The organism is Bifidobacterium sp. ESL0825, assembly GCF_052606465.1.
Genome location: NZ_CP199593.1, coordinates 1 through 25,149 on the forward strand (window position 1 = coordinate 1; position 25,149 = coordinate 25,149).

Annotated in this window: 24 protein-coding genes, 2 tRNA genes and 1 pseudogene; 6 read left to right on the forward strand and 21 right to left on the reverse strand. The window is 52.6% G+C overall.

The window, feature by feature from the left end; all coding sequences use genetic code 11:
• The first annotated feature begins 1,507 nt into the window (after nt 1-1,507).
• Entirely contained in the window at nt 1,508-2,026 is a 519-nt protein-coding gene (locus ACUIAG_RS09195; RefSeq protein WP_445340431.1) for a hypothetical protein, read from the forward strand.
• 732 nt (nt 2,027-2,758) lie between these two features.
• Here ACUIAG_RS09195 and ACUIAG_RS09200 read toward each other — a convergent pair.
• From ACUIAG_RS09200 to ACUIAG_RS09210, 3 genes are all read right to left on the reverse strand, one after another.
• Complete coding sequence (locus ACUIAG_RS09200) at nt 2,759-3,007, reverse strand: hypothetical protein (RefSeq protein ID WP_445340432.1); 249 nt, start codon at nt 3,005-3,007, stop codon at nt 2,759-2,761.
• Nucleotides 3,004-3,624, reverse strand: coding sequence for a ParA family protein (locus tag ACUIAG_RS09205; RefSeq protein ID WP_445340433.1), 621 nt, complete (start codon nt 3,622-3,624; stop codon nt 3,004-3,006). Before ACUIAG_RS09205 ends, ACUIAG_RS09200 begins: the two co-directional genes overlap by 4 nt.
• Nucleotides 3,625-4,309: 685 nt before the next feature.
• Nucleotides 4,310-5,413, reverse strand: a complete 1,104-nt coding sequence (locus tag ACUIAG_RS09210) for a replication protein RepA (RefSeq protein WP_445340434.1) — start codon at nt 5,411-5,413, stop codon at nt 4,310-4,312.
• A 374-nt stretch (nt 5,414-5,787) separates the two neighbouring features.
• Between ACUIAG_RS09210 and ACUIAG_RS09215 the strand changes: the two genes are divergently transcribed.
• Entirely contained in the window at nt 5,788-6,078 is a 291-nt protein-coding gene (locus ACUIAG_RS09215) for a hypothetical protein (RefSeq protein ID WP_445340435.1), read from the forward strand.
• 322 nt (nt 6,079-6,400) lie between these two features.
• Here the strand turns inward: ACUIAG_RS09215 and ACUIAG_RS09220 are convergent, their stop codons facing one another.
• Both ACUIAG_RS09220 and ACUIAG_RS09225 read right to left on the reverse strand, forming a co-directional pair.
• Nucleotides 6,401-6,769 (reverse strand): hypothetical protein, encoded by a 369-nt coding sequence (locus tag ACUIAG_RS09220; protein ID WP_445340436.1) that lies wholly within the window; start codon nt 6,767-6,769, stop codon nt 6,401-6,403.
• 606 nt (nt 6,770-7,375) lie between these two features.
• Complete coding sequence (locus tag ACUIAG_RS09225) at nt 7,376-7,747, reverse strand: hypothetical protein (protein ID WP_445340437.1); 372 nt, start codon at nt 7,745-7,747, stop codon at nt 7,376-7,378.
• Nucleotides 7,748-7,906: 159 nt separating this feature from the next.
• Between ACUIAG_RS09225 and ACUIAG_RS09230 the strand changes: the two genes are divergently transcribed.
• Nucleotides 7,907-8,506, forward strand: coding sequence for a hypothetical protein (locus tag ACUIAG_RS09230; protein ID WP_445340438.1), 600 nt, complete (start codon nt 7,907-7,909; stop codon nt 8,504-8,506).
• Nucleotides 8,507-8,556: 50 nt separating this feature from the next.
• On the opposite strand, the gene ACUIAG_RS09235 is transcribed toward ACUIAG_RS09230, so the two are convergent.
• The 4 genes from ACUIAG_RS09235 to ACUIAG_RS09250 all read right to left on the reverse strand — a co-directional run bounded on the left by ACUIAG_RS09235 (nt 8,557) and on the right by ACUIAG_RS09250 (nt 12,381).
• On the reverse strand, nt 8,557-9,159 hold the full coding sequence (locus ACUIAG_RS09235; RefSeq protein WP_445340449.1) for a recombinase family protein: 603 nt from the start codon (nt 9,157-9,159) through the stop codon (nt 8,557-8,559).
• 866 nt (nt 9,160-10,025) lie between these two features.
• Nucleotides 10,026-11,303 carry a hypothetical protein gene (locus ACUIAG_RS09240; protein ID WP_445340439.1) on the reverse strand — a complete coding sequence of 426 codons (1,278 nt, stop codon included), beginning with the start codon at nt 11,301-11,303 and terminating at the stop codon, nt 10,026-10,028.
• Between the two features lie 188 nt (nt 11,304-11,491).
• Nucleotides 11,492-11,584: transfer RNA gene (locus tag ACUIAG_RS09245), tRNA-Phe, on the reverse strand.
• A 560-nt stretch (nt 11,585-12,144) separates the two neighbouring features.
• The gene (locus ACUIAG_RS09250; RefSeq protein ID WP_445340440.1) at nt 12,145-12,381 is read right to left on the reverse strand and encodes a hypothetical protein; all 237 of its coding nucleotides are present in this window, start codon (nt 12,379-12,381) and stop codon (nt 12,145-12,147) included.
• Nucleotides 12,382-12,578: 197 nt separating this feature from the next.
• Here ACUIAG_RS09250 and ACUIAG_RS09255 point away from each other — a divergent pair, with 197 nt between their 5' ends.
• The gene (locus tag ACUIAG_RS09255) at nt 12,579-12,857 is read left to right on the forward strand and encodes a hypothetical protein (RefSeq protein WP_445340441.1); all 279 of its coding nucleotides are present in this window, start codon (nt 12,579-12,581) and stop codon (nt 12,855-12,857) included.
• Nucleotides 12,858-14,059: 1,202 nt separating this feature from the next.
• The gene (locus ACUIAG_RS09260; RefSeq protein WP_445340442.1) at nt 14,060-14,881 is read left to right on the forward strand and encodes a hypothetical protein; all 822 of its coding nucleotides are present in this window, start codon (nt 14,060-14,062) and stop codon (nt 14,879-14,881) included.
• 420 nt (nt 14,882-15,301) lie between these two features.
• On the opposite strand, the gene ACUIAG_RS09265 is transcribed toward ACUIAG_RS09260, so the two are convergent.
• The 6 genes from ACUIAG_RS09265 to ACUIAG_RS09290 all read right to left on the reverse strand — a co-directional run bounded on the left by ACUIAG_RS09265 (nt 15,302) and on the right by ACUIAG_RS09290 (nt 19,299).
• A complete protein-coding gene (locus ACUIAG_RS09265; RefSeq protein ID WP_445340432.1) occupies nt 15,302-15,550 on the reverse strand; it encodes a hypothetical protein in 249 nt (82 codons plus the stop codon).
• Nucleotides 15,547-16,167, reverse strand: a complete 621-nt coding sequence (locus ACUIAG_RS09270; protein WP_445340433.1) for a ParA family protein — start codon at nt 16,165-16,167, stop codon at nt 15,547-15,549. Before ACUIAG_RS09270 ends, ACUIAG_RS09265 begins: the two co-directional genes overlap by 4 nt.
• A 689-nt stretch (nt 16,168-16,856) precedes the next feature.
• The gene (locus ACUIAG_RS09275; RefSeq protein ID WP_445340443.1) at nt 16,857-17,390 is read right to left on the reverse strand and encodes a hypothetical protein; all 534 of its coding nucleotides are present in this window, start codon (nt 17,388-17,390) and stop codon (nt 16,857-16,859) included.
• Complete coding sequence (locus tag ACUIAG_RS09280) at nt 17,354-17,944, reverse strand: hypothetical protein (protein WP_445340444.1); 591 nt, start codon at nt 17,942-17,944, stop codon at nt 17,354-17,356. The genes ACUIAG_RS09275 and ACUIAG_RS09280 overlap by 37 nt, the downstream gene beginning before the upstream one ends.
• 154 nt (nt 17,945-18,098) lie before the next feature.
• On the reverse strand, nt 18,099-18,395 hold the full coding sequence (locus ACUIAG_RS09285; protein ID WP_445340445.1) for a hypothetical protein: 297 nt from the start codon (nt 18,393-18,395) through the stop codon (nt 18,099-18,101).
• Nucleotides 18,396-18,930: 535 nt separating this feature from the next.
• Complete coding sequence (locus tag ACUIAG_RS09290; protein WP_445340436.1) at nt 18,931-19,299, reverse strand: hypothetical protein; 369 nt, start codon at nt 19,297-19,299, stop codon at nt 18,931-18,933.
• 380 nt (nt 19,300-19,679) lie between these two features.
• Here ACUIAG_RS09290 and ACUIAG_RS09295 point away from each other — a divergent pair, with 380 nt between their 5' ends.
• Nucleotides 19,680-19,832: a hypothetical protein gene (locus tag ACUIAG_RS09295; protein ID WP_445340446.1), complete on the forward strand. Its 153-nt coding sequence runs from the start codon at nt 19,680-19,682 to the stop codon at nt 19,830-19,832.
• Nucleotides 19,833-19,924: 92 nt separating this feature from the next.
• On the opposite strand, the gene ACUIAG_RS09300 is transcribed toward ACUIAG_RS09295, so the two are convergent.
• The 6 genes and pseudogenes from ACUIAG_RS09300 to ACUIAG_RS09325 form a co-directional block, all read right to left on the reverse strand.
• Nucleotides 19,925-20,296 (reverse strand): hypothetical protein, encoded by a 372-nt coding sequence (locus ACUIAG_RS09300; protein WP_445340437.1) that lies wholly within the window; start codon nt 20,294-20,296, stop codon nt 19,925-19,927.
• Between the two features lie 776 nt (nt 20,297-21,072).
• A pseudogene (locus ACUIAG_RS09305) lies at nt 21,073-21,777 on the reverse strand (recombinase family protein).
• An 842-nt stretch (nt 21,778-22,619) separates the two neighbouring features.
• Nucleotides 22,620-23,036 carry a hypothetical protein gene (locus ACUIAG_RS09310; protein ID WP_445340447.1) on the reverse strand — a complete coding sequence of 139 codons (417 nt, stop codon included), beginning with the start codon at nt 23,034-23,036 and terminating at the stop codon, nt 22,620-22,622.
• A gap of 10 nt (nt 23,037-23,046) precedes the next feature.
• Entirely contained in the window at nt 23,047-23,325 is a 279-nt protein-coding gene (locus ACUIAG_RS09315) for a hypothetical protein (protein ID WP_445340448.1), read from the reverse strand.
• A gap of 747 nt (nt 23,326-24,072) precedes the next feature.
• Nucleotides 24,073-24,165, reverse strand: a tRNA-Phe gene (locus ACUIAG_RS09320).
• Nucleotides 24,166-24,727: 562 nt separating this feature from the next.
• A complete protein-coding gene (locus ACUIAG_RS09325) occupies nt 24,728-24,964 on the reverse strand; it encodes a hypothetical protein (protein ID WP_445340440.1) in 237 nt (78 codons plus the stop codon).
• Between the last annotated feature and the right edge of the window lie 185 nt (nt 24,965-25,149).

The window sequence follows — 25,149 nt, forward strand, 5'->3', positions numbered from 1 at the left end:
ATAATGTACAGTATGATCACATTAACGAGGGTGCGCGCCACCCAAAGGGCGCAGAAACAGTACGAGTACTACTACGCCAACGACTATTACCTCGCCCAGGAGATGAATGCATCCTAGAGCTTCTCGATGAAGGGCCCATCAAATGGGCCCATGAGCAGCAGACCGAGAAGGGGCTCGCGCACTGGGTGCGGGTCGATCTGCCCGGAGCCGACAAGAAGTCGTACGGCATAGTCTGGAGGGAGATGGACGACGGCACCGCCAAGGTCACGTACATCGGCCTGATCCCCTAGACAGGCGCGCCACCTGTGATCCCGGCCCCGGCCGTCAGCACGGCCGGAGCATGGACCACGCTTGCGGACCCGACCGTTCCCCCACCGGCCGCGTGTCTTCAAACGTGGCCCTTTGCATCCTCGAAGCCTCCTAAAGCGGAAGCAGGTCATATTGTCGGCGCTTCAGCATAGCGTCCACTTTCTCCGAAAAGCTGCTCGAATTCGTGGCAATATATGCGAATTTCGTTTCAGCTATATTTTTCGCAAACTAAGTTTTAGTTTTGTCGTTTCGCAATATATGCGAATACACCAAAACTGATCGGACGATTTGTCCAATGAACCCATAATTGTCAGGACATTGAAGAATACAGGAAGACCTTCGGAGTCCTGGACACCAGCAAGAGATAACCCGAGCAGATCGACGAGAGAGTCATCACAATCGCCAAACATCTCCTCGACTGTGAGTGTTACAGACCGGCAAACCATCAGCCCCATACTGAATGACATCATCATCAACTACCTAGATCAAATGACTATAACGGGCCCTACAACGAATAACGAGCAAACGTAGCAAAGCACCCAGCTTGGCCGCTGCATGCAACGGCATCCAGACGGAGTGCACTGCGTTCGTCAGTTAGGAAGGCTGCCTTCCGCGTCGCATCACCAGAGATAGAATAGCTTGCAGCATCTCATGCCTCTGCTGCTCCCTTCGATTCGTAGTGGTTTAAAATAGCTATCTTTGAACTGTCTTCGTGTCTGGGGCTGACGAAATCCAACCGGTGCGATGAGATATGCATGAAGGCGCCAGGGAAACGGAATGGGCCTGTTGCCCCGGTTCCCACCGGGGCAACAGGCCCACCATCACACCTACTATAATTATGCCCAATAGGCGCAATCACTGCTTGGCTATACCTGGGCCGAGATCATGCCGTTCATCACTAATCGCAGATCATACAGAGGACCTGCACCGTGACTGCATTTGTAAGTGTATCACTGTAGGTCAGTGAAAAGAAAAAAGAACATTGGAATATGGCGGTTTTTGGCGGTTTAAAATTTGTATTTCCGAATTATACAGATATGAATATCAGATAATATACTGTTTATTTATACTGTAATATATATGCCTGTTATATATAGAGAAAAGCTAAATAAAAATATCGAAGAGACATATACTATAATTCCAGCATGAAAGAAAAACATATATTACATATCTCTGATAGATCAAGTAGAATGCCATAATGAAATTCGATGATGAACATCTAAAAGAAGTCGCAAAAAAGGGCGTCACCGGGCGAGTCGCAGGCGCTGGGCAACAAACCGATGCGGATTCTATCAAGATAATCGATTACCTTATCGGTACGCGCCTCAAGCGGCGTAGACGAGGTGCCCTTATCCGCAACTCCTTCGTCCGGTCAAGCGACGGAACGACCGTACCCCCGCTGTCGGAATTCTCCACCATCCGGGGAGGGTCAGGCGTCGCACTTAAGCTCTATCTCGCCATCATCTGGCTCTCCGCAGCGAAACCATACGCGACGAACTTCGAAGCGGCGGACTGGGCACGCATGATCGGCCTGGCACAGCCAGACACCAGGGGGGCTGCAAGTGTCAGACGCGCCATCGGAACACTAGCAAGGCATGACCTGATAACCAAGGAACACATCAAACGGCAACGCCAACAAAGCCAACAGGATTACCCTGCTCAGAGAGGATGGGAGCGGATCCCCATATACCCCACCCAAAGCCAACAAACGCGATGACCGATATTTTGCCGTGCCGAAGGAACTATGGGCACAGGGACACATACAGAAGATGGACACGGCTGGACTGACGATGCTGCTGATACTGCTTGAGGAACAGCACGGTACCGAACCCAGGAAGCAATGGTGGACGCAGAACCAATTCAAGAAGCGTTTTCACATCAGCAAGGACACCCGAACCAAAGGCACCAAAGAACTCGAAGAACGTGGACTGCTCACAGCAAGGTTTGAATATCTCAGAACGAGAGACGACGAACCGCTAACACCACGGAAGACCAGGAAGACATACACCCTCACTCTAAAACCTTGACCAGCCAAAGCCATCAGGACATCGAAGAATAGAGGAAGGTTTCGGGACTATGGCTATGATGACACCAAAGAGGTTAGCGGGAGAATCACCACAGCAGTCTGACCATTTCCTTACCACCACTTGAGTCATGATGAATATAAGACAAGCTATTTACGTATTATGAACAAGCTACGACGAAGTACCACGCTTGGCTGCCAAGTGCAAATAACCAACAGACGAGGTTTTCTGCATTTGTCGGACGGAAAGGCTATCTTCCGGATCATATTTCCGAAGAAAAAGTTAAATTACTAAAATAGTAAATTTATTATATTTTACATTTTATTATTTTTTACATTTTATTATTTTTGTCGCTTTCCTCGTGATGCGTGCAGAGCAGATGACAGAAAATATGGAAGAATATAATTTTTTAAAAAAGTATTTATTTATTCTTTGTTTTTTTCATTCACTTCCACCCACTGCCTGATGGCTTCCTGCCCTGCTTCCGCCATTTTCATATGCTTGCTGGTCGCGGCGAGCTTCATGCGCAGTTTGAGATCGGCATCCAATTTGAAGCTGAGGGTGGTCAGATTCTGTTCACCTTCGGATACTTGCCGGATAGGGTTGTAGATGTCTTTAGCAGATCTTGGCTTACGTGACCTGAGATCCTGGGAATATGCGCGGTCGTTCTTCATCGGCTTCTTTCCTTCCTTCTGGCAATGTCCTCTTTCAGCTCTACATAGGCGTCACCGTATTCGTAGAGCTTGCTCGGGACGCTACCCATGGCTCTCTTGATGTCCTGGCGCATAGGGATTACTGTCTCGAATCGGGGCATCGCTTCAGCCCCCTGGTGTTCTGCATCGTCGAGCATGATAACAGTTTGGCTGAACGCCTTGGTGTTCCTCTGCGCCTTAGTGACCAGCACGGCGCAGGGCTTTTCCGGAGGGATGATGTCCATGACGGCTCGTACCTGTTGCAGATCCATAGGGGAGTCAGAGGTCGGAATGATGATGTAGTCGGCTATGCGTATGCAAGCATCGATGATCTTCCCGCTCGGTGCAGCATCGATGATCGTCCATTTGGAGTCGTCGGGCTTGAGCCGCTCCAGATTGACGATGTTGGTGATTGTCACGGGGAAAGGAAGAGGCGTCCCGGCGTCTTCGGCTGCGTATGCCCAGAGTGAGGCATGGCCCTGCACATCGGCATCAAGGACTTCTACAGGCTGGTCGTTCCTGGCTGCCGCCAGCGCTAGGTAGATGGCGCTGGTGGTCTTTGTCACCCCGCCTTTGGCGTTGATGATCGGTATTCTCACGGACCTCCCTTAGGAAAAATAATAAGTTTTAATATTAAAATACCATACCTCTTTATTGAAAGTTTTATTTTATCTTTTCTTGTTTTTAGGTAATTGTTTTGTTTTGCTTGCCAATCTGGATTTGTTCCAGAACCTATGGCTAGCCTTGCGTTGACTCTGCGGTCTGGAGTGTTTTGTTTGATGATAGTTCTAGTGTATCGGCTTACTTACTCCGCTGACGGGAGGTGTTAGTGTCCCTCGCCGCTAACGCATTTGGATTTATGATTATAGTTTCAGACGAATATCAGTTCGGTTATTATATGTTTAATCTATTTAGTAACTATTTGGCACAAGAGGTTTCAGTCTTATGGAGCTATATTCTATATGAGAAACCCCGGAACCCTTCTGGCACAAGAGGTTTCAGTCTTATGGCTCTACTAAAAGTACGCTGTTGCTCTACTAAAAGTACGCTGTTGCTCTACTAAAAGTACGCTGTTGCTCTACTAAAAGTACGCTGACTAACTCTACTAAAGGTACGCCGTCGGTCATGAAAAGGCTCTGATGAGATGTGTGGATGGAATCCGGCTGGGTTTCCACAGATCATTACGATGTTGCTGTGGGTATTTTGGGTCAAAGAGTCGACTCTGCTGGCGCTGCGAGTGGGTGGGGAGACGGAATGGGAAGGGCCGATGGTGGTGGAGCGGGGTTATTTCTGTTCGAATTCTATGGGTTCTATTGGTATATGGTCCCAGTCCTCGTTGGTGCTGATGGGGAGCATGATCGGGGCATCATAGCTTTGGACAGGCGGGAAGGTTTCAGCTTCCGCAGTTGATTTGCTGTCCTTCTTCTGGGGCAGGGGGTCCGCCTCCTGATGCAGCGTATCCGCATGATCGGGGCGCTTGGGCTTCGGGACGACGCTGACGGGGGACCGGTACAGGCGGAGTCCGCCTTTCTTGATGCTGTAGTGGAGTCTGCCCTCTGCGTCGGCGTCGGTCAGGGCCGCGTTCCAGAGAGCGGCCACATGGTTCAGCGACCGCTTGAATCTGGTGACGAAGTTCCGTGTTTCGGCATAGTTCGAGCCCATTTGGTTCTGGAGCGATTTCCAGGTGATGAGTGGAGTCTGGTAAGTGTGTGAATGGTTGAGTGCGTATATGCGCTGCGACAGCCATGCGTAGATGTCGAATTCTGCGCCTCGGCCTGTAGATGTGAGGATCTCTACCATGTCGGCTGAGAGCGGGGTGCTTTTGGCCATTCTGTCCCAGGTTTCCTGGGTGAGCTGGATGTATGAGCCTTCGGTGATGCCGTTCTTGGGCGTGTATCTGGACCACCCTATGTGAGATTCCTCGACCAGGGTGACCTTCTTGGTGTCCTGCCAGACGGTCTCCGTGGTTGTTTTCGTCTCGGTTATGGTCATGTCGAAGTAGGACAGGGCGCTGATCTGGCGTTTGAAATCCTCGTAATCGGTTTTGCGGGGCTTCCGTTGGATGCCCAGGTCCTCCATCAGCTGCCGCAGTGTGGAGGGGAGCATGATGACGCGGCTGGTGTTGTGCTTCTTCTGGCGCACGACTTGGGTGCTTATCCACACCATGAGCAGCCTGGCCTTCTTCCCGTACGGCCAGATGTGAGTGATGCCCTTGCCCAGGGTCGTCACGGTCTGCGGGTGGAGCACGTAGGTTCGGCTGCCGTTGACGCGCACCCATTCGGCTGCGTCAGGCCCGGGGTTGCGGATGGGCAGGGATATGCGGCAGAAGTCGGGCATCAGGTAGACCCGGCGCTGCCTGTTAAGCTGCTTCCATTGCGGCCCGCCCATGGGCCGCGGATTCTGACTGGCGAATTCTTCCATAAGGAGGTATACTCTCTGTTGCTTAGTTTTGTTCCCCGTTCTGTTTCCGGCAGGCGGGGATTTTTTTCTTACTAAATTCAGTATACCTACGCAGTGACGGTTCCTGTCAAAGGAGAGGGAATCAAGGTTTCCGCTCGGCGTTCGCTGTCTGTTTTCCGTGCTGGCGGGTCATCTTTGACTTGTCGGCGAACCGGTTTAGGGCGTCCTTGTCATCGTTGCGGTGGTAGTTGTTCATGCACTGTGGTGAGCAAAATCGCTGAATCTTCCCCTTGCCCTTGGGCCGGTAGATACGGCTTGCTGCATCAACAGGCAACGGTCCACATAAAGGCCGTTGATCTCGCTTGTTTCGTGCATTGATTCCCGCGCAGATTTTTGACTTTGCGCATGTCCTTGCAGCCGAATTTTGTCGGATTCGCGCATCGTGCGCAGAATTTGGCGTTATTTCAACGATAACACCGGATTTTCCGTATTTTAATGCAAGAAGTTCATCTCTTGAATTTGGTCTGATTGTGGCTTGTCTGGATGTGATTGCTGTCTGCGTTGGTTGGTGCACTTGGGGTGTGTTGATTGATGGTTGTTTCGTGATTGCTGGTGGGTCTGATGCTTGGGTGGTTATGTTTGGTGGGCTGTGATTGCTGGTGTTTATGGATGTGGTGGGCTGGTTTCGGACCCTTTCTGGGATAACGGTGGAATGCCCGTTTCGGACTGCGGCGGTTCTACCGGCGCGCACGCCCGGATCTGTTCTTTCCTGCCGGCTCCGGCAGGCTTGTACCGCGTGCATGGAGGTGGAGAATCTGTCCACCAGGAGGATGGCCCAGGAACGGCTGGCCATCCTGGACAGACCCTGCGGAATCACCTACGCGCAGCCTCTTCCCGACACTTGAAAAAGGGCACCCCAGGAATTCCAATCTTCATGGATTCCCGGAACACCCTTGCATCCTCCCGCGTCGGCCGTCAAGCTGCTGTCGGCTGCTTGTCCGTGTTCTGGAGGTACCAGGCGACAGCCTTGCGGATGATGGCGGATTTGTTTGTGCCCTCCTGCTTGGCCAGCTGGCCGGCCTTGTCGTCCAGATCCTTGGGCACCCGGATCTTCCAGGTCTTCCGTGCCACCTGGGTGGCCTCGGCCCGGCGCAGGCGCATCTGGTCGAATTCCGTATGAAGGTCACGGAAGAACTGATCCTTGTCCACCTCGCGGTTTGGATCCATGTGCCGTACGGAACCTGGTACGACGTCCAGGCGCTCCCCACATTCGGTCTTGGCAGCCATCTCTTCCATCTGCCGGCACTCCTCTTCCGTCTTAGGCTCGTACTCGTGTGCAAGCATGATATTTACCTCGGTTTTTCTCTGATTGTTTATTTGTTGGTCCTTGTTTGGCGTCTACCGGTTGTGCTTATCGGCACTTCTGGTCATCTTGAGCGTTGGAGCTCCTCTCTCCCACCTTCTATCTATGTGGTACTACACTGACGACCTACAGTAAAGGATTACGTTCTTTTTCTAGTTTCCCTTGGTTTTTCATACGCGGCCTTGCTGTGGCGAGCAGCCTCCTCAAGGATTCGCTTCAGCTTCGGATCCTTTGATTGAAAAACCCTAATATGCTTTTTCACGGCTCTGACAGCCCGTCCGCACGTACGCCCGTCCCTTTACCCATGGTATGGGCGTACGGTACGCTCTCCATATGTCTTTACGATAAGGGCCATGGCAGGCGAGGAAGTGCCTCCGGAGGACAGAGCCAGGGCCGAGCAGGCGGCTAGCAGCGTCATCGGCCAGCTGCTGGCGGGCCAGGTGTACCCCAGGGTCCGCCGCTGGTGACCAGTGCCGGGTTATCCATATTCTTCGATCCAGACCCTAGCGCTTTGACTCCAGGCCGTAGGCTGGGCCTTGCCATGCCGTCCCATTCCCCCGAATAATGCGAGCGGCATGGCACTTCTCTCAATGCTCTTCGACTGGGCCGGCGACGGTGCAGGTGCCGTACTCTTCCTGCACGGGGTCGTCGTCCGGATGCTCTTCCCCTGTCGTGTCGTATTCCTCGCCGTTGGTGCATGGACGTATCTGCGTCTCCTTGCCAATCTCCAGGTGGCCGGGGAAGTACCCCATGTACTGCCGAGCTTCATGGTCGTAGAGGAGGATGCCCTCCTCCCCGCATATCAGCGGCTTGAGGCCGGAACCAAAGTCGATCTCTTCGCGCGTGGGGTATGTAAACCGAAGGGACGACGGGTTGGCCAGGGTGAAAGCCCTATTGCCCTGGTTGACCTGCTGCAGAAGCTCCACCTGTTCCTTGATGTACCCGCTTGTCATCGTCATGATCAGACCTCCTCTTCCTTTCCTTCCCGGGTCTCTAATAGCCAAATACGGCCCTGGCGCCGCTTCCTCAATTGAATAGGGAGTGGTACATATTTTATGAATTTCTGGGCAGAGGGCGGCCAATAATGTTGTTCATGACAGCATGATGGGGAGGCATCCATGACGGGGAAAAGAACGAAAAGATTAGGGTCAGCAAGTCGAAGACGGGCTCGTTTTCGCAAAAACAATGATCAAACGCAAACTTCTCAACAAACTCCTGAACAGGGTCAGCAGACAAGCGACGACCAAAAGCAACGACTTCAATGGACCCTTGAACAGACTCAGCTGAGGTGCAACGACCTCCAAGGTAAGCACGACAAACTGATGGATCTTGTCGCGCGCCTGCTGGGGTTCTGCGCTATATCCGGCTTCACCACCTTCTTATCGAAGTCCACTTGGCAAGATCTTACAGGATATGCCAAGTTCTGTCTCAGATCGTCCGTTATCCTTTTGTTTGTCGCTGTGATTGCTGCCGTAATAGCGCTCATCGTCTTTTCACTCAAGTCTTCGTTGAGGGACCGGGAGCTTCTGGATATTACGAAATTGGAACAGGAACAATCCACGGAAGAAAAAACGACCTCCCTCATTGAAACCCTAAACTCTGAAATAGAGAGGTTGAGAAAGTCGAATTTTAGTGCCTCATTCGCTGTTTACATGATGTACGCGATCTATGCGTCTTCCCTTGACTTTCTCGTTGTGATCATTCTTTCATATCATTGATCCTGCGGCCTCTAATTAAACGGTATGGTTTGCCGGTCGTAGTCAGGGCGTTATGCAGGAAAATAATACCCAAACGGTACGCTACGATGTTGGCTCTGGTCCTTCGAGTGTTCCAGGGCCTTGTAGATGGTGCTTCGGCTGACGTCGAACCTGTCGGCTATCTCCTGGACGGTCACGGTCCTGGAATCGTACAGCTGGCGAATCATGGCGATGTCCTTGTCGGAGAGCTTGCTGGGCCGGCCGCCTTTCCTCCCTCGGGCCCTGGCCGCTTTCAGGCCGGCCATGGTGCGTTCCCGGATCAGGTCGCGCTCGAACTGGGCCAGGGCCGAGAAGATGTTGAAGATCAGCACCCCTCCCGACGTGCTGGTGTCCATGTTCTCGGTCAGGCTGCGGAACTCCACCCCCATCTTCTGGAAGCGGTCCATCAGGTCGACCAGGTTCTGGACGCTGCGTCCGAGGCGGTCGAGCTTCCATACCACCACCGTGTCCCCCGGGCGGAGCATGTCCAGCATCCGGTCCAGCTGAGGGCGGCTTGCCTTGGCGCCCGACGCATGATCGACGTAAATCCTTTCGCAGCCGGCCTTCTTCAGGGCATCGGTCTGCAGGTCTTCGTTCTGCTCCAGCGTGCTCACTCGCGCATAGCCGACTTGCAGGCCGGCCCTGTCTGAATATTCCATACCTTTATCATACATACATTTATCGACGTATTTCTACACAAACTTTACGCTGTATCAGGCCGGATTGCGGGCCGAGCGCGCTTGTCCGTAAAACGTTCGTTTTATAGACTCCCGTGATTAGGAAAAGGCCGCGCCCTTTTTCTGGTCGCGGCCCATTTCTTGTGCTTTAAGACAATGACATCCGGAAGCAGGTCAATCTCATCATCGGGAATCTGCTAATCTTTTGCCCTTTTCCGCCGGCGTCTGGATGAAGTCCGCCAGGACGGAGCGAACCAGCGCCGAAGAAGAACCGCAGCGAATACTTCCGCATGCTCGTCCAGCGGGACGCCGAAACCCACCACACCGAACTCGTCGGCGCATGACACGAGACTGCACCCGAACCGGCCGGATCACGGCGACCACGCATTATCGTTCCAGGATATCCGGCACTCCCCCCGCTTGATCATCCGCTGTCGAGGGAAACCCCAGCCGGCCATGTGCGCCATGATGGCCCAGCGGGTCCGCCCGATGCGGCCACCATTAAGCGGCCGTTTATTGAACCCGCATTTCTGCGTCACTTTTAATTTGCTTTTCCATGTCACTTTGATCTGACGAATTTAAGTGACTTTTCCGCACCGCTCTGACGTGACGAATTTAAGTGACTTTTCCGCGTCACTGTGCCGTGACGATTCTTTTTGTTTTTTCGGCGCCGTTTCGTGATAGTATGTGAATACACCAAAAATTGATCTGGCGTTTTTCGGAAGGTGCCCTTCAACCACCTGGTTACCCGAAAAACGGTGAAGGCCCCCGGTATCAAGCCGGGGGCCTTCTGCATGCCTTGGGGTTTAGGAGGTTTCGGACTCTTAGTCGTGGCAGACATATCTCATTGTTACCTGCCCTGTGAAACAGCCGGGCACCTTCTGGCCGTCGGTGGTTTGGTAACCGATGACCCGTCCGCCTTGGCAGTCGACTTCATATAGATTCTTGATAGCGAACCAGGCCTTTCTCTTTTTATACTGCTTCTCGTATGCCGGAGGATCGTATCCTTTCGGCGGCTGTACGCCGTTCCCATAGCCATAGGCGACAATTTCACCTACGGCCGCTTTCTTGCCTCCAGCATCAACCAGGAGGATTTCCCTGAGTTGGAGCTTGTTCTTTTCTAGCGGTGGTTTCCCGACGGTCATAAAGGTGCGTCCTCCATGACTCTGCGAGTTCTTCAGTTGGGCTTCAATGACCTCTTCCCCGCTGTAGGAACCACTGGAGGTCAGCTTGTATGCCACGATTTCCTTACTAGAGGGGAGTGGATCGTTTTGCTGGTAGGACTGCAGCAGCTCCGGGTAATATTTGAGTTTGGCCACCGTCCGATAAGTGCGGCCGGTTTGGCCCATGACCCAATCGCTAATGTGGGGGTTGATGTCCGACAGGACCGCAAGCATCTTATCCAGGTACTGGTCCGTTTGAATAGTTAGTACGTTCTCGCCATGGGAGACCCTGTTGCGCAGGCGACGAATTCTATCGATATCAAGCAGGAGTTTCACCCGTTGTCGATCATTGACCTTGTTATCGGTCATCCCCGGAAAGGCCTTATACAAAGCCTCTTTCCAGAGCTGTCGTGCAGCCGCCGCCTTCTTGAGGACTGTTGGGTCTTTGCTTTTGAAATCCGTAGGTCCGAGTAACCGTTGCCAACCTCCGAACGTCAATTGCGCGAATGCATCATGCCTGTTCGGATATTGGCCATGCTTTTCGTGATTAGGATTCCTTTTCCATATCTTGTATGCCTGGCGGCATGAGGACCACATCTTCTGTATTTGGTATGCGCCCATTAGTTTCCGAATAAGAGGCGGCACCCTTTTCAGAGGAGCGGGCTTACTACCTCTGAACCATTTGGGCGGCGGCGTTTCCCCAAGCCAGTCCTTGAATCCGTTAGCACGAGCCCAAAGCATCAGCTCCTTGTCCATTGCATTGCGCACACTCATCTCGACAAAGGAGATCTGCGTGACCGCCACTCCGGAGAATAAGGTATTCCAACGGTATAAGTCAGCGGCTTCCACTCCCGGGTGTTTCCGGGCCTCTTTCTCATAGGGTTCCAAGCGCTTCTCTGATATCGCCAGATCCATAATCGAGTGAGTTGCATTCGGCATAAGGCCATGATAGTATATAAGAGCAATAAGTTCTTCGCCCCCACGTCGCAAGATGTGGGGGCGTCGTATTTTTAGGGATCATGGGGTTATATGCGCCAAAGCGCACACGTTTAGGCGGACCCGCCACAGATATACCCATCACATATGCAAGACCCCGGTTTATCCTGCCGGGGTCTTAAGAAGAAGGGCGGAGGGGACGGGATTCGAACCCGCGGATCATTCACCAAAAATTGATCTGGCGTTTTTCAGGCGCCTGCATTTGACCACTCTGCCACCCCTCCGTTGAGGATTTTTGCAGCCTAGTGGTCTTCTTTTTGGCTGGTTTCTACTATATCACGGCTCTACCACCATATGTAGTGCCTGACGTTTGAGATCCGGGGAAAACCGGAAGGACGGGTGGCATCCTCTGCAAGGAGGCCCATCCATCCACACATGAGGAAGAACCCTGGACATGGGGTTCAACGCCCGGCCTGGGGGCCCTCCTTGTCCATGCGCTCCCTGCACATGTCGCCCAGAAGCGTGGACATCGAGGTCTCGTGATCGAAGCAGTACAGCCTGAGCTTCTTGTAGAAGTTGATGGGCAGGTAGACGGTGACCGGCTTCTTGCGTTCCTTCCGGTAGCCGGCCCCGAGTGTGCCTTCGTGCCGTCCTATCGGATGTTTAATGGTCGTTTACGAAGCGACCCCGGCCTTATGATCAAGCTCGGGTCGGTAAATTCCATCCATTGCTGGCGATTGTCGGAATTTGATCCTGCTTTTGTGCTTTGCTGCCCCCGTCCTATGATTTCAGTCCTTGCTTGTTCTGAAGGATATACAGGCTGTTAATAAGTAATGCAATTTGCTTAATGTTTGAGCCGCATAGGCTCGGCCTCGGCATCCCAATCCTCAGTGGCTTTTCCCCAGAACTCTTTGTTGTTCGCCAGCTGTTTATCTCGTTCGCTCACTACCTCCACCCTCTCCACGGTGTATCCGTAGCTGGTCTCCATCACCCGGTACAGGCCCTTCCCGTGCTTCCCAAGAGAGATCCGGTTGCGTGCATCCGTACTCACCAGAACCGGCTCTTGCATAGTCGCAGTCATCAGTGTCTCCTCAGCTTTCCATTCCACCATTTCACACCGCACGGCTTTGCCATATGTCGGCATCGTGCTATCACCCAGTGTAACAACTTGCTCAATGACACACAAACGATATCCTCATTATGGCTACACTTAATCAGATGTTACAATATGTTTATGTTACAAATGCTTCAATGTGACAAAATGGTATAATGTACAGTATGATCACATTAACGAGGGTGCGCGCCACCCAAAGGGCGCAGAAACAGTACGAGTACTACTACGCCAACGACTATTACCTCGCCCAGGAGATGGACCGCATCCTAGAGCTTCTCGATGAAGGGCCCATCAAATGGGCCCATGAGCAGCAGACCGAGAAGGGGCTCGCGCACTGGGTGCGGGTCGATCTGCCCGGAGCCGACAAGAAGTCGTACGGCATAGTCTGGAGGGAGATGGACGACGGCACCGCCAAGGTCACGTACATCGGCCTGATCCCCTAGACAGGCGCGCCACCTGTGATCCCGGCCCCGGCCGTCAGCACGGCCGGAGCATGGACCACGCTTGCGGACCCGACCGTTCCCCCACCGGCCGCGTGTCTTCAAACGTGGCCCTTTGCATCCTCGAAGCCTCCTAAAGCGGAAGCAGGTCATATTGTCGGCGCTTCAGCATAGCGTCCACTTTCTCCGAAAAGCTGCTCGAATTCGTGGCATTTCGTTTCAGCTATATTTTTCGCAAACTAAGTTTTAGTTTTGTCGTTTCGCAATATATGCGAATACACCAAAACTGATCGGACGATTTGTCCAATGAACCCATAATTGTCAGGACATTGAAGAATACAGGAAGACCTTCGGAGTCCTGGACACCAGCAAGAGATAACCCGAGCAGATCGACGAGAGAGTCATCACAATCGCCAAACATCTCCTCGACTGTGAGTGTTACAGACCGGCAAACCATCAGCCCCATACTGAATGACATCATCATCAACTACCTAGATCAAATGACTATAACGGGCCCTACAACGAATAACGAGCAAACGTAGCAAAGCACCCAGCTTGGCCGCTGCATGCAACGGCATCCAGACGGAGTGCACTGCGTTCGTCAGTTAGGAAGGCTGCCTTCCGCCCGCATCACCAGAGATAGAATAGCTTGCAGCATCTCATGCCTCTGCTGCTCCCTTCGATTCGTAGTGGTTTAAAATAGCTATCTTTGAACTGTCTTCGTGTCTGGGGCTGACGAAATCCAACCGGTGCGATGAGATATGCATGAAGGCGCCAGGGAAACGGAATGGGCCTGTTGCCCCGGTTCCCACCGGGGCAACAGGCCCACCATCACACCTACTATAATTATGCCCAATAGGCGCAATCACTGCTTGGCTATACCTGGGCCGAGATCATGCCGTTCATCACTAATCGCAGATCATACAGAGGACCTGGACCGTGACTGCATTTGTAAGTGTATCACTGTAGGTCAGTGAAAAGAAAAAAGAACATTGGAATATGGCGGTTTTTGGCGGTTTAAAATTTGTATTTCCGAATTATACAGATATGAATATCAGATAATATACTGTTTATTTATACTGTAATATATATGCCATATATAAGAGAAAAGCTAAATAAAAATATCGAAGAGACATATACTATAATTCCAGCATGAAAGAAAAACATATATTACATATCTCTGATAGATCAAGTAGAATGCCATAATGAAATTCGATGATGAACATCTAAAAGAAGTCGCAAAAAAGGGCGTCACCGGGCGAGTCGCAGGCGCTGGGCAACAAACCGATGCGGATTCTATCAAGATAATCGATTACCTTATCGGTACGCGCCTCAAGCGGCGTAGACGAGGTGCCCTTATCCGCAACTCCTTCGTCCGGTCAAGCGACGGAACGACCGTACCCCCGCTGTCGGAATTCTCCACCATCCGGGGAGGGTCAGGCGTCGCACTTAAGCTCTATCTCGCCATCATCTGGCTCTCCGCAGCGAAACCATACGCGACGAACTTCGAAGCGGCGGACTGGGCACGCATGATCGGCCTGGCACAGCCAGACACCAGGGGGGCTGCAAGTGTCAGACGCGCCATCGGAACACTAGCAAGGCATGACCTGATAACCAAGGAACACATCAAACGGCAACGAGCCAACAGGATTACCCTGCTCAGAGAGGATGGGAGCGGATCCCCATATACCCCACCCAAAGCCAACAAACGCGATGACCGATATTTTGCCGTGCCGAAGGAACTATGGGCACAGGGACACATACAGAAGATGGACACGGCTGGACTGACGATGCTGCTGATACTGCTTGAGGAACAGCACGGTACCGAACCCAGGAAGCAATGGTGGACGCAGAACCAATTCAAGAAGCGTTTTCACATCAGCAAGGACACCCGAACCAAAGGCACCAAAGAACTCGAAGAACGTGGACTGCTCACAGCAAGGTTTGAATATCTCAGAACGAGAGACGACGAACCGCTAACACCACGGAAGACCAGGAAGACATACACCCTCACTCTAAAACCTTGACCAGCCAAAGCCATCAGGACATCGAAGAATAGAGGAAGGTTTCGGGACTATGGCTATGATGACACCAAAGAGGTTAGCGGGAGAATCACCACAGCAGTCTGACCATTTCCTTGACCACTTGAGTCATGATGAATATAAGACAAGCTATTTACGTATTATGAACAAGCTACGACGAAGTACCACGCTTGGCTGCCAAGTGCAAATAACCAACAGACGAGGTTTTCTGCATTTGTCGGACGGAAAGGCTATCTTCCGGATCATATTTCCGAAGAAAAAGTTAAATTACTAAAATAGTAAATTTATTATATTTTACATTTTATTATTTTTTACATTTTATTATTTTTGTCGCTTTCCTCGTGATGCGTGCAGAGCAGATGACAGAAAATATGGAAGAATATAATTTTTTAAAAAAGTATTTATTTATTCTTTGTTTTTTTCATTCACTTCCACCCACTGCCTGATGGCTTCCTGCCCTGCTTCCGCCATTTTCATATGCTTGCTGGTCGCGGCGAGCTTCATGCGCAGTTTGAGATCGGCATCCAATTTGAAGCTGAGGGTGGTCAGATTCTGTTCACCTTCGGATACTTGCCGGATAGGGTTGTAGATGTCTTTAGCAGATCTTGGCTTACGTGACCTGAGATCCTGGGAATATGCGCGGTCGTTCTTCATCGGCTTCTTTCCTTCCTTCTGGCAATGTCCTCTTTCAGCTCTACATAGGCGTCACCGTATTCGTAGAGCTTGCTCGGGACGCTACCCATGGCTCTCTTGATGTCCTGGCGCATAGGGATTACTGTCTCGAATCGGGGCATCGCTTCAGCCCCCTGGTGTTCTGCATCGTCGAGCATGATAACAGTTTGGCTGAACGCCTTGGTGTTCCTCTGCGCCTTAGTGACCAGCACGGCGCAGGGCTTTTCCGGAGGGATGATGTCCATGACGGCTCGTACCTGTTGCAGATCCATAGGGGAGTCAGAGGTCGGAATGATGATGTAGTCGGCTATGCGTATGCAAGCATCGATGATCTTCCCGCTCGGTGCAGCATCGATGATCGTCCATTTGGAGTCGTCGGGCTTGAGCCGCTCCAGATTGACGATGTTGGTGATTGTCACGGGGAAAGGAAGAGGCGTCCCGGCGTCTTCGGCTGCGTATGCCCAGAGTGAGGCATGGCCCTGCACATCGGCATCAAGGACTTCTACAGGCTGGTCGTTCCTGGCTGCCGCCAGCGCTAGGTAGATGGCGCTGGTGGTCTTTGTCACCCCGCCTTTGGCGTTGATGATCGGTATTCTCACGGACCTCCCTTAGGAAAAATAATAAGTTTTAATATTAAAATACCATACCTCTTTATTGAAAGTTTTATTTTATCTTTTCTTGTTTTTAGGTAATTGTTTTGTTTTGCTTGCCAATCTGGATTTGTTCCAGAACCTATGGCTAGCCTTGCGTTGACTCTGCGGTCTGGAGTGTTTTGTTTGATGATAGTTCTAGTGTATCGGCTTACTTACTCCGCTGACGGGAGGTGTTAGTGTCCCTCGCCGCTAACGCATTTGGATTTATGATTATAGTTTCAGACGAATATCAGTTCGGTTATTATATGTTTAATCTATTTAGTAACTATTTGAGAGCTATATTCTATATGAGAAACCCCGGAACCCTTCTGGCACAAGAGGTTTCAGTCTTATGGCTCTACTAAAAGTACGCTGTTGCTCTACTAAAAGTACGCTGTTGCTCTACTAAAAGTACGCTGTTGCTCTACTAAAAGTACGCTGACTAACTCTACTAAAGGTACGCCGTCGGTCATGAAAAGGCTCTGATGAGATGTGTGGATGGAATCCGGCTGGGTTTCCACAGATCATTACGATGTTGCTGTGGGTATTTTGGGTCAAAGAGTCGACTCTGCTGGCGCTGCGAGTGGGTGGGGAGACGGAATGGGAAGGGCCGATGGTGGTGGAGCGGGGTTATTTCTGTTCGAATTCTATGGGTTCTATTGGTATATGGCATTCCAGTCCTCGTTGGTGCTGATGGGGAGCATGATCGGGGCATCATAGCTTTGGACAGGCGGGAAGGTTTCAGCTTCCGCAGTTGATTTGCTGTCCTTCTTCTGGGGCAGGGGGTCGCCTCCTGATGCAGCGTATCCGCATGATCGGGGCGCTTGGGCTTCGGGACGACGCTGACGGGGGCTAGGTGGATGAAGTCGGTACAGGCGGAGTCCGCCTTTCTTGATGCTGTAGTGGAGTCTGCCCTCTGCGTCGGCGTCGGTCAGGGCCGCGTTCCAGAGAGCGGCCACATGGTTCAGCGACCGCTTGAATCTGGTGACGAAGTTCCGTGTTTCGGCATAGTTCGAGCCCATTTGGTTCTGGAGCGATTTCCAGGTGATGAGTGGAGTCTGGTAAGTGTGTGAATGGTTGAGTGCGTATATGCGCTGCGACAGCCATGCGTAGATGTCGAATTCTGCGCCTCGGCCTGTAGATGTGAGGATCTCTACCATGTCGGCTGAGAGCGGGGTGCTTTTGGCCATTCTGTCCCAGGTTTCCTGGGTGAGCTGGATGTATGAGCCTTCGGTGATGCCGTTCTTGGGCGTGTATCTGACCCTCCTATGTGAGATTCCTCGACCAGGGTGACCTTCTTGGTGTCCTGCCAGACGGTCTCCGTGGTTGTTTTCGTCTCGGTTATGGTCATGTCGAAGTAGGACAGGGCGCTGATCTGGCGTTTGAAATCCTCGTAATCGGTTTTGCGGGGCTTCCGTTGGATGCCAGTCTCCATCAGCTGCCGCAGTGTGGAGGGGAGCATGATGACGCGGCTGGTGTTGTGCTTCTTCTGGCGCACGACTTGGGTGCTTATCCACACCATGAGCAGCCTGGCCTTCTTCCCGTACGGCCAGATGTGAGTGATGCCCTTGCCCAGGGTCGTCACGGTCTGCGGGTGGAGCACGTAGGTTCGGCTGCCGTTGACGCGCACCCATTCGGCTGCGTCAGGCCCGGGGTTGCGGATGGGCAGGGATATGCGGCAGAAGTCGGGCATCAGGTAGACCCGGCGCTGCCTGTTAAGCTGCTTCCATTGCGGCCCGCCCATGGGCCGCGGATTCTGACTGGCGAATTCTTCCATAAGGAGGTATACTCTCTGTTGCTTAGTTTTGTTCCCCGTTCTGTTTCCGGCAGGCGGGGATTTTTTTCTTACTAAATTCAGTATACCTACGCAGTGACGGTTCCTGTCAAAGGAGAGGGAATCAAGGTTTCCGCTCGGCGTTCGCTGTCTGTTTTCCGTGCTGGCGGGTCATCTTTGACTTGTCGGCGAACCGGTTTAGGGCGTCCTTGTCATCGTTGCGGTGGTAGTTGTTCATGCACTGTGGTGAGCAAAATCGCTGAATCTTCCCCTTGCCCTTGGGCCGGTAGATACGGCTTGCTGCATCAACAGGCAACGGTACATAAAGGCCGTTGATCTCGCTTGTTTCGTGCATTGATTCCCGCGCAGATTTTTGACTTTGCGCATGTCCTTGCAGCCGAATTTTGTCGGATTCGCGCATCGTGCGCAGAATTTGGCGTTATTTCAACGATAACACCGGATTTTCCGTATTTTAATGCAAGAAGTTCATCTCTTGAATTTGGTCTGATTGTGGCTTGTCTGGATGTGATTGCTGTCTGCGTTGGTTGGTGCACTTGGGGTGTGTTGATTGATGGTTGTTTCGTGATTGCTGGTGGGTCTGATGCTTGGGTGGTTATGTTTGGTGGGCTGTGATTGCTGGTGTTTATGGATGTGGTGGGCTGGTTTCGGATCGCCTTTCTGGGATAACGGTGGAATGCCCGTTTCGGACTGCGGCGGTTCTACCGGCGCGCACGCCGGATCTGTTCTTTCCTGCCGGCTCCGGCAGGCTTGTACCGCGTGCATGGAGGTGGAGAATCTGTCCACCAGGAGGATGGCCCAGGAACGGCTGGCCATCCTGGACAGACCCTGCGGAATCACCTACGCGCAGCCTCTTCCCGACACTTGAAAAAGGGCACCCCAGGAATTCCAATCTTCATGGATTCCCGGAACACCCTTGCATCCTCCCGCGTCGGCCGTCAAGCTGCTGTCGGCTGCTTGTCCGTGTTCTGGAGGTACCAGGCGACAGCCTTGCGGATGATGGCGGATTTGTTTGTGCCCTCCTGCTTGGCCAGCTGGCCGGCCTTGTCGTCCAGATCCTTGGGCACCCGGATCTTCCAGGTCTTCCGTGCCACCTGGGTGGCCTCGGCCCGGCGCAGGCGCATCTGGTCGAATTCCGTATGAAGGTCACGGAAGAACTGATCCTTGTCCACCTCGCGGTTTGGATCCATGTGCCGTACGGAACCTGGTACGACGTCCAGGCGCTCCCCACATTCGGTCTTGGCAGCCATCTCTTCCATCTGCCGGCACTCCTCTTCCGTCTTAGGCTCGTACTCGTGTGCAAGCATGATATTTACCTCGGTTTTTCTCTGATTGTTTATTTGTTGGCCAGCTTATCCTTGTTTGGCGTCTACCGGTTGTGCTTATCGGCACTTCTGGTCATCTTGAGCGTTGGAGCTCCTCTCTCCCACCTTCTATCTATGTGGTACTACACTGACGACCTACAGTAAAGGATTACGTTCTTTTTCTAGTTTCCCTTGGTTTTTCATACGCGGCCTTGCTGTGGCGAGCAGCCTCCTCAAGGATTCGCTTCAGCTTCGGATCCTTTGATTGAAAAACCCTAATATGCTTTTTCACGGCTCTGACAGCCCGTCCGCACGTACGCCCGTCCCTTTACCCATGGTATGGGCGTACGGTACGCTCTCCATATGTCTTTACGATAAGGGCCATGGCAGGCGAGGAAGTGCCTCCGGAGGACAGAGCCAGGGCCGAGCAGGCGGCTAGCAGCGTCATCGGCCAGCTGCTGGCGGGCCAGGTGTACCCCAGGGTCGCCGCTGGTGACCAGTGCCGGGTTATCCATATTCTTCGATCCAGACCCTAGCGCTTTGACTCCAGGCCGTAGGCTGGGCCTTGCCATGCCGTCCCATTCCCCCGAATACACAGCCCGATAATGCGAGCGGCATGGCACTTCTCTCAATGCTCTTCGACTGGGCCGGCGACGGTGCAGGTGCCGTACTCTTCCTGCACGGGGTCGTCGTCCGGATGCTCTTCCCCTGTCGTGTCGTATTCCTCGCCGTTGGTGCATGGACGTATCTGCGTCTCCTTGCCAATCTCCAGGTGGCCGGGGAAGTACCCCATGTACTGCCGAGCTTCATGGTCGTAGAGGAGGATGCCCTCCTCCCCGCATATCAGCGGCTTGAGGCCGGAACCAAAGTCGATCTCTTCGCGCGTGGGGTATGTAAACCGAAGGGACGACGGGTTGGCCAGGGTGAAAGCCCTATTGCCCTGGTTGACCTGCTGCAGAAGCTCCACCTGTTCCTTGATGTACCCGCTTGTCATCGTCATGATCAGACCTCCTCTTCCTTTCCTTCCCGGGTCTCTAATAGCCAAATACGGCCCTGGTAGCCGCGTAAAAGATTAGGGTTCCTCAATTGAATAGGGAGTGGTACATATTTTATGAATTTCTGGGCAGAGGGCGGCCAATAATGTTGTTCATGACAGCATGATGGGGAGGCATCCATGACGGGGAAAAGAACGAAAAGATTAGGGTCAGCAAGTCGAAGACGGGCTCGTTTTCGCAAAAACAATGATCAAACGCAAACTTCTCAACAAACTCCTGAACAGGGTCAGCAGACAAGCGACGACCAAAAGCAACGACTTCAACCACCCTTGAACAGACTCAGCTGAGGTGCAACGACCTCCAAGGTAAGCACGACAAACTGATGGATCTTGTCGCGCGCCTGCTGGGGTTCTGCGCTATATCCGGCTTCACCACCTTCTTATCGAAGTCCACTTGGCAAGATCTTACAGGATATGCCAAGTTCTGTCTCAGATCGTCCGTTATCCTTTTGTTTGTCGCTGTGATTGCTGCCGTAATAGCGCTCATCGTCTTTTCACTCAAGTCTTCGTTGAGGGACTGACGGGCTTTACGCGCCGTGCGCGGGAGCTTCTGGATATTACGAAATTGGAACAGGAACAATCCACGGAAGAAAAAACGACCTCCCTCATTGAAACCCTAAACTCTGAAATAGAGAGGTTGAGAAAGTCGAATTTTAGTGCCTCATTCGCTGTTTACATGATGTACGCGATCTATGCGTCTTCCCTTGACTTTCTCGTTGTGATCATTCTTTCATATCATTGATCCTGCGGCCTCTAATTAAACGGTATGGTTTGCCGGTCGTAGTCAGGGCGTTATGCAGGAAAATAATACCCAAACGGTACGCTACGATGTTGGCTCTGGTCTTCGAGTGTTCCAGGGCCTTGTAGATGGTGCTTCGGCTGACGTCGAACCTGTCGGCTATCTCCTGGACGGTCACGGTGCTGGAATCGTACAGCTGGCGAATCATGGCGATGTCCTTGTCGGAGAGCTTGCTGGGCCGGCCGCCTTTCCTCCCTCGGGCCCTGGCCGCTTTCAGGCCGGCCATGGTGCGTTCCCGGATCAGGTCGCGCTCGAACTGGGCCAGGGCCGAGAAGATGTTGAAGATCAGCACCCCTCCCGACGTGCTGGTGTCCATGTTCTCGGTCAGGCTGCGGAACTCCACCCCCATCTTCTGGAAGCGGTCATCAGGTCGACCAGGTTCTGGACGCTGCGTCCGAGGCGGTCGAGCTTCCATACCACCACCGTGTCCCCCGGGCGGAGCATGTCCAGCATCCGGTCAGGTGCTGATGAGCTGAGGGCGGCTTGCCTTGGCGCCCGACGCATGATCGACGTAAATCCTTTCGCAGCCGGCCTTCTTCAGGGCATCGGTCTGCAGGTCTTCGTTCTGCTCCAGCGTGCTCACTCGCGCATAGCCGACTTGCAGGCCGGCCCTGTCTGAATATTCCATACCTTTATCATACATACATTTATCGACGTATTTCTACACAAACTTTACGCTGTATCAGGCCGGATTGCGGGCCGAGCGCGCTTGTCCGTAAAACGTTCGTTTTATAGACTCCCGTGATTAGGAAAAGGCCGCGCCCTTTTTCTGGTCGCGGCCATTTCTTGTGCTTTAAGACAATGACATCCGGAAGCAGGTCAATCTCATCATCGGGAATCTGCTAATCTTTTGCCCTTTTCCGCCGGCGTCTGGATGAAGTCCGCCAGGACGGAGCAGAACCAGCGCCGAAGAAGAACCGCAGCGAATACTTCCGCATGCTCGTCCAGCGGGGCGCCCGAAACCCACCACACCGAACTCGTCGGCGCATGACACGAGACTGCACCCGAACCGGCCGGATCACGGCGACCACGCATTATCGTTCCAGGATATCCGGCACTCCCCCCGCTTGATCATCCGCTGTCGAGGGAAACCCCAGCCGGCCATGTGCGCCATGATGGCCCAGCGGGTCGCCCGATGCGGCCACCATTAAGCGGCCGTTTATTGAACCCGCATTTCTGCGTCACTTTTAATTTGCTTTTCCATGTCACTTTGATCTGACGAATTTAAGTGACTTTTCCGCACCGCTCTGACGTGACGAATTTAAGTGACTTTTCCGCGTCACTGTGCCGTGACGATTCTTTTTGTTTTTTCGGCGCCGTTTCGTGATAGTATGTGAATACACCAAAAATTGATCTGGCGTTTTTCGGAAGGTGCCCTTCAACCACCTGGTTACCCGAAAAACGGTGAAGGCCCCCGGTATCAAGCCGGGGGCCTTCTGCATGCCTTGGGGTTTAGGAGGTTTCGGACTCTTAGTCGTGGCAGACATATCTCATTGTTACCTGCCCTGTGAAACAGCCGGGCACCTTCTGGCCGTCGGTGGTTTGGTAACCGATGACCCGTCCGCCTTGGCAGTCGACTTCATATAGATTCTTGATAGCGAACCAGGCCTTTCTCTTTTTATACTGCTTCTCGTATGCCGGAGGATCGTATCCTTTCGGCGGCTGTACGCCGTTCCCATAGCCATAGGCGACAATTTCACCTACGGCCGCTTTCTTGCCTCCAGCATCAACCAGGAGGATTTCCCTGAGTTGGAGCTTGTTCTTTTCTAGCGGTGGTTTCCCGACGGTCATAAAGGTGCGTCCTCCATGACTCTGCGAGTTCTTCAGTTGGGCTTCAATGACCTCTTCCCCGCTGTAGGAACCACTGGAGGTCAGCTTGTATGCCACGATTTCCTTACTAGAGGAGTGGATCGTTTTGCTGGTAGGACTGCAGCAGCTCCGGGTAATATTTGAGTTTGGCCACCGTCCGATAAGTGCGGCCGGTTTGGCCCATGACCCAATCGCTAATGTGGGGGTTGATGTCCGACAGGACCGCAAGCATCTTATCCAGGTACTGGTCCGTTTGAATAGTTAGTACGTTCTCGCCATGGGAGACCCTGTTGCGCAGGCGACGAATTCTATCGATATCAAGCAGGAGTTTCACCCGTTGTCGATCATTGACCTTGTTATCGGTCATCCCCGGAAAGGCCTTATACAAAGCCTCTTTCCAGAGCTGTCGTGCAGCCGCCGCCTTCTTGAGGACTGTTGGGTCTTTGCTTTTGAAATCCGTAGGTCAGAGTAACCGTTGCCAACCTCCGAACGTCAATTGCGCGAATGCATCATGCCTGTTCGGATATTGGCCATGCTTTTCGTGATTAGGATTCCTTTTCCATATCTTGTATGCCTGGCGGCATGAGCACATCTTCTGTATTTGGTATGCGCCCATTAGTTTCCGAATAAGAGGCGGCACCCTTTTCAGAGGAGCGGGCTTACTACCTCTGAACCATTTGGGCGGCGGCGTTTCCCCAAGCCAGTCCTTGAATCCGTTAGCACGAGCCCAAAGCATCAGCTCCTTGTCCATTGCATTGCGCACACTCATCTCGACAAAGGAGATCTGCGTGACCGCCACTCCGGAGAATAAGGTATTCCAACGGTATAAGTCAGCGGCTTCCACTCCCGGGTGTTTCGGGCCTCTTTCTCATAGGGTTCCAAGCGCTTCTCTGATATCGCCAGATCCATAATCGAGTGAGTTGCATTCGGCATAAGGCCATGATAGTATATAAGAGCAATAAGTTCTTCGCCCCCACGTCGCAAGATGTGGGGCGTCATTTTAGGGATCATGGGGTTATATGCGCCAAAGCGCACACGTTTAGGCAGACCGCCACAGATATACCCATCACATATGCAAGACCCGGTTTATCCTGCCGGGGTCTTAAGAAGAGGGCGGAGGGGACGGGATTCGAACCCGCGGATCATTCACCAAAAATTGATCTGGCGTTTTTCAGGCGCCTGCATTTGACCACTCTGCCACCCCTCCGTTGAGGATTTTTGCAGCCTAGTGGTCTTCTTTTTGGCTGGTTTCTACTATATCACGGCTCTACCACCATATGTAGTGCCTGACGTTTGAGATCCGGGGAAAACCGGAAGGACGGGTGGCATCCTCTGCAAGGAGGCCCATCCATCCACACATGAGGAAGAACCCTGGACATGGGGTTCAACGCCCGGCCTGGGGCCCTCCTCCTTGTCCATGCGCTCCCTGCACATGTCGCCCAGAAGCGTGGACATCGAGGTCTCGTGATCGAAGCAGTACAGCCTGAGCTTCTTGTAGAAGTTGATGGGCAGGTAGACGGTGACCGGCTTCTTGCGTTCCTTCCGGTAGCCGGCCCCGAGTGTGCCTTCGTGCCGTCCTATCGGATGTTTAATGGTCGTTTACGAAGCGACCCCGGCCTTATGATCAAGCTCGGGTCGGTAAATTCCATCCATTGCTGGCGATTGTCGGAATTTGATCCTGCTTTTGTGCTTTGCTGCCCCCGTCCTATGATTTCAGTCCTTGCTTGTTCTGAAGGATATACAGGCTGTTAATAAGTAATGCAATTTGCTTAATGTTTGAGCCGCATAGGCTCGGCCTCGGCATCCCAATCCTCAGTGGCTTTTCCCCAGAACTCTTTGTTGTTCGCCAGCTGTTTATCTCGTTCGCTCACTACCTCCACCCTCTCCACGGTGTATCCGTAGCTGGTCTCCATCACCCGGTACAGGCCCTTCCCGTGCTTCCCAAGAGAGATCCGGTTGCGTGCATCCGTACTCACCAGAACCGGCTCTTGCATAGTCGCAGTCATCAGTGTCTCCTCAGCTTTCCATTCCACCATTTCACACCGCACGGCTTTGCCATATGTCGGCATCGTGCTATCACCCAGTGTAACAACTTGCTCAATGACACACAAACGATATCCTCATTATGGCTACACTTAATCAGATGTTACAATATGTTTATGTTACAAATGCTTCAATGTGACAAAATGGT